The sequence below is a fragment of the Clostridium gelidum genome, from assembly GCF_019977655.1.
In the GTDB taxonomy this organism is placed as follows: Bacteria; Bacillota; Clostridia; order Clostridiales; family Clostridiaceae; genus Clostridium; species Clostridium gelidum.
The window spans coordinates 5,727,501-5,732,500 of sequence record NZ_AP024849.1; the positions used below are offsets into that span (position 1 = coordinate 5,727,501).

Annotated in this window: 3 protein-coding genes, 2 tRNA genes and 3 rRNA genes (2 of these 8 cut by a window edge); 2 read left to right on the forward strand and 6 right to left on the reverse strand. The window is 36.6% G+C overall.

The features are described 5' to 3' along the window. On the reverse strand, positions 1–385 hold the 5' end (the start) of the coding sequence (locus psyc5s11_RS26245) for a pyruvate, water dikinase regulatory protein (RefSeq protein WP_224035390.1). The gene continues 422 nt to the left of window position 1, outside the view; the window shows 385 of its 807 coding nt (coding positions 1–385); its start codon is at positions 383–385; the stop codon falls past the left edge of the window. A gap of 227 nt (positions 386–612) precedes the next feature. Between psyc5s11_RS26245 and psyc5s11_RS26250 the strand changes: the two genes are divergently transcribed. Both psyc5s11_RS26250 and psyc5s11_RS26255 read left to right on the forward strand, forming a co-directional pair. Then, a complete protein-coding gene (locus psyc5s11_RS26250) occupies positions 613–1,365 on the forward strand; it encodes a signal peptidase II (RefSeq protein ID WP_224035391.1) in 753 nt (250 codons plus the stop codon). Positions 1,366–1,745: 380 nt separating this feature from the next. After that, positions 1,746–1,886, forward strand: a complete 141-nt coding sequence (locus tag psyc5s11_RS26255) for a GTP-binding protein (RefSeq protein WP_258712404.1) — start codon at positions 1,746–1,748, stop codon at positions 1,884–1,886. Positions 1,887–2,053: 167 nt separating this feature from the next. Here psyc5s11_RS26255 and psyc5s11_RS26260 read toward each other — a convergent pair. The 5 genes from psyc5s11_RS26260 to psyc5s11_RS26280 form a co-directional block, all read right to left on the reverse strand. Further along, a tRNA-Lys gene (locus tag psyc5s11_RS26260) sits at positions 2,054–2,129 on the reverse strand. An 8-nt stretch (positions 2,130–2,137) separates the two neighbouring features. After that, positions 2,138–2,254, reverse strand: a 5S ribosomal RNA gene (rrf, locus tag psyc5s11_RS26265). Between the two features lie 467 nt (positions 2,255–2,721). After that, positions 2,722–2,797 (reverse strand) — tRNA-Lys (locus tag psyc5s11_RS26270). A 7-nt stretch (positions 2,798–2,804) separates the two neighbouring features. Next, a 5S ribosomal RNA gene (gene rrf, locus psyc5s11_RS26275) occupies positions 2,805–2,921 on the reverse strand. A gap of 135 nt (positions 2,922–3,056) precedes the next feature. After that, positions 3,057–5,000, reverse strand: a 23S ribosomal RNA gene (locus psyc5s11_RS26280) (it continues 968 nt past the right edge of the window).

Genomic DNA, 5,000 nt, shown 5'->3' on the forward strand with positions numbered 1-5,000 from the left:
ATTGCATTGCAAATTCCATAGCTTCTATTCTTTTAAAATATACTTCATCGGTTTGTCTCATAGCACCAGGATTATATGTAGGTTGTGTTTTTAATATATTAGATGCTACATTAAGTATTGGTCCTAATACATTCATAACTGATATATTCTTTTCCATTGCCTTTTGTGTCAAGTGTTCTCTAACATTAACAGTGATTATTGTAGATACTATTATTACATTTTCACATTCATCTGCAATTTTCATTACATATTCAACATCATCTAATGCTTTAACATATGGAATCCTTTTTACCTCAACCTTTTCTGTAAATTGACTTGCCGCTGCTACTGCTACTTGATTTGCAGTTTCTCCTATAGAATCTGATACTGCTAAAATTGTTAACATAATTTTATACCTTCTTTCTCATATCTTTTCTTAATTATTTTTATACCATAATAATTCTTATCAATATATACTCAACCTTACACCCATAATTATTTAATAACCTATATATTTTTTTCTTTATTTCTATATTAAACCAAATTCAAATCTTTTAATAGTAGTGAATTTTTTTTTAGCTTATGTTACACTTTACTATAGCATTAATATATTTTGCAGTTGGAGGTATTTTTATGAAAAACAAAAAAGTTTTGACTATAAGTATTCTTCCTTTAATATGGGTTATATATATTTTATTTGAGCTTATTACTGGAAGGATTACTGATTTTCAAACAATTCTCTTTAATATACTACTTATTATACTCTTTGCATTAGTTGGTTTATTTACTTATAACTTTGGCATTAAACATGAAAATGGATTTAAATCTACTATATTGTTATTTCTGTTTTTATTCCTTCTTTCATTTGATCAATGTATAAAGATATTAATAAAATTATTTTGGTTTAATAATGATTTTCCTATAATTAATGGAATGCTATACTTTAATCCTATAATCAATACTGATGGCTCTTGGCTAAATGCTCGATTCGGCACATCAGTTAGTTTTCCAATTTTAATAACATTAAATATACTCGCTATTTTCATCTTTATTGAAGTATATAGATACTATTTACATAAAGGGAATAAAGATTTTTGGTCAGACATGTGCTTTATATTTGTATTTTGTGGTGCCCTGTGTTCACTAATTGATAAAGTATTTTATGGTGGTAGTTTAGATTTTATAGGAATCAGTAATCTATTTATTGCAGATATAAAAGATCTGTATATCAATCTAGGCATATTATTTTTTGCTCTTACTATGTTTAATAATGGATATTTATCATCTAACAATGAAGATACCTCTTTTAAAGAAGATCTTCAAATGCTAAAAAAGTTTTTATTATTTATAAAAGATGATATTTACAATAACTTTAAATCTTTTTAAAATAATTTAATTTATATATATTGCAAAAAATAATCTACACCAATTAGATAACAGTAACTAGATTCGTTAAAGAATCAAAATTGCACTTATATATATATAACTTAATATTGCTAATATTACTAATGAAAATATTGGTCCTAATATAAGGAGACTTAGAATTATTTGTTATGGGAACTAAAGCAATTAATGATTTGAAACCTGGTGACAACATCCTAATTTCAAAAGCATGTACTAATCATTCTTTAAAAGGAGCATTGCACGTGAAAAGTTACCTGGATTACTTGAGAAAAGGTAGGTGGTAAGTTCAACATAGTGAATGTATCAGGTGTTGATTTTCCAAAGAACTTATCAGACTTTAAATTTATCATCTACTATGGTTCGTGTATGTTACAAGAAGACAGCTTCTATCAAGATTAGAATACGTGAAAGAGCAAGAAGTACCAATAATAAACTTTGACATTGCCTTAGCTGAGCTAAATGGAATCCTAGATAGACCTTGCAGCTTTTTAATTAAAGGTTAAGACATATAAAAAAATAACAAGCCCAGACTGCGAAATAATCAACATACTGGCTTGTTATTCTGCTTTGTTATTCTAAACACATTTTGCTAATTTAATACAATGGAATTTGATTCTATAATTTCATACATAAAAAAGACTGTTAAAAATAATTTTAACAGTCTTTGTTTTGGTGCGTCATCAGGGATTCGAACCCTGGACACCCTGATTAAGAGTCAGGTGCTCTACCAACTGAGCTAATAGCGCAAAATCTTACCTCGCAACGTCCTACTCTGCCACACAGTCACCCGTGCAGTACCATCGGCGCTATAGACCTTAACTGTCCTGTTCGGAATGGGAAGGAGTGTTACCTCTATGCCATCATCACGAGATTAATTGAGTCTTTAAATCTATAAATTATATAGACTTTATATTCCTTATCTAAATCTATGTTTTAGATAATTTTGTCGAATATTTATCTCAACAAGATATTATTATACATGCCATATCATCTCATGTCAATCTTTATTTAAAATAAATATAATTTATTTTAAATAATATAACCTTGCTTTTCCTTAGGCTCCTATATATTCATACTTGAGAATTATTATTTATATTATACTTACTAAGTAAATGATATATAATTTAATTAATCCACATATTTATTACATTTTTTTGTGGATAAGTATTGAAAATGTGTGCATAAATTTAAATTTCCTACGCATTTTGATTTAATAATAATTAATATCACCAGTATAATCTGTAGTATTTTAACAAAAAAAGAACTTTTACACTAAGTAAAAGCCCTTTATATAAATACTAAGCAAGTTTTCATTAAAAATTACTTTTTAAAAGTAATTGGTGGCTTACCCGGGAATCGAACCCGGGACACCATGATTAAAAGTCATGTGCTCTACCAACTGAGCTAGTAAACCTTATTTTACCTCGCAACGTCCTACTCTGCCACACAGTCACCCGTGCAGTACCATCGGCGCTATAGACCTTAACTGTCCTGTTCGGAATGGGAAGGAGTGTTACCTCTATGCCATCGTCACGAGATTAAGTGAGTCTCTAAATCTATGATTTTAGTTAGACGAACTTATGCAAATTCGTTAGAATTTGTTTTCCTTTGAAAGAATGCTCTTTCAAAATTGCATATAGAATTAATGTATATTTTACAACTTGATTAAATAATTGGTCAAGCCCTCGACCTATTAGTATCAGTCAGCTAAATATGTTACCATACTTACACCTCTGACCTATCAACCTTGTAGTCTTCAAGGGGTCTTACTAGCTTACGCTATGGGAAATCTCATCTTGAGGTTGGCTTCACACTTAGATGCTTTCAGCGTTTATCCATTCCCGACTTAGCTACCCAGCTATGCTTCTGGCGAAACAACTGGTACACCATAGGTCAGTCCATCCCGGTCCTCTCGTACTAAGGACAGCTCCTCTCAAATTTCCTACGCCCGCGACGGATAGGGACCGAACTGTCTCACGACGTTCTGAACCCAGCTCGCGTGCCGCTTTAATGGGCGAACAGCCCAACCCTTGGGACCTACTTCAGCCCCAGGATGCGACGAGCCGACATCGAGGTGCCAAACCTCCCCGTCGATGTGAACTCTTGGGGGAGATCAGCCTGTTATCCCCGAGGTAGCTTTTATCCGTTGAGCGATGGCCCTCCCACGAGGTACCACCGGATCACTAAGCCCGACTTTCGTCCCTGCTCGACTTGTAGGTCTCGCAGTCAGGCTCCCTTATGCCTTTGCACTCTACGAACGATTTCCGACCGTTCTGAGGGAACCTTTGGGCGCCTCCGTTACATTTTAGGAGGCGACCGCCCCAGTCAAACTGCCCACCTAACAATGTCCTGTCACCAGTTTCATGGCATCCAGTTAGAACTTCAATACTATCAGGGTGGTATCCCAACAACGACTCCACCAAAGCTAACGCTCTGATTTCCCAGTCTCCCACCTATCCTGTACAGACAATACCGAAATTCAATGCTAAGCTACAGTAAAGCTCTACGGGGTCTTTCCGTCCAATCGCGGGTAGCGAGCATCTTCACTCGCACTACAACTTCGCCGGATTTGCAGTTGAGACAGTGCACAAGTCATTACGCCATTCGTGCGGGTCAGAACTTACCTGACAAGGAATTTCGCTACCTTAGGACCGTTATAGTTACGGCCGCCGTTTACTGGGGCTTAAGTTCACACCTTCGCACTTACGTGCTAAGCATTCCCCTTAACCTTCCAGCACCGGGCAGGCGTCAGCCCCTATACATCAGCTTACGCTTTAGCAGAGACCTGTGTTTTTGTTAAACAGTTGCTTGTGCCTATTCTCTGCGGCCTGATTTCTCAGGCACCCCTTCTCCCGAAGTTACGGGGTCAATTTGCCTAGTTCCTTAACTGCAATTCTTCCGTCGGCCTTAGGATTCTCTCCTCATCTACCTGTGTCGGTTTGCGGTACGGGCACTACTTCTCTTTCTAGATGCTTTTCTTGGAAGCATGGAATCAGATACTTCGGTTCCGTAGAACCTTCCCCATCACGCCTCAGAATTGTTGGAACGGATTTGCCAATCCCAACTCCCTAAACGCTTAGACTAGCATCCAATAGCTAGCACATCCTATCCTTCTCCGTCACACCATCGATAATAACGATAATAGTGGTATTGGAATATCAACCAATTGTCCATCGACTACGCCTTTCGGCCTCGCCTTAGGTCCCGACTAACCCTGAGAAGACAAACTTTACTCAGGAAACCTTAGATATTCGGCCTGTAAGATTCTCACTTACATCTCGCTACTAATGCCAACATTCTCACTCGTAATCAGTCCACCGCTCCTTACGGTACGACTTCAGCCCGATTACGACGCTCCTCTACCGCTTACAATAAATTGTAAACCCGTAGCTTCGGTGGTAAGTTTGAGCCCCGGACATTTTCGGCGCAGGATCTCTTGACTAGTGAGCTATTACGCACTCTTTTAATGAGTGGCTGCTTCTAAGCCAACATCCTAGTTGTCTTAGAAATCCCACATCCTTTTCCACTTAACTTACACTTTGGGACCTTAGCTGACGATCTGGGCTGTTTCCCTTTTGACCATGGAACTTATCTTTCACAGTCTGACTGCCGGACTG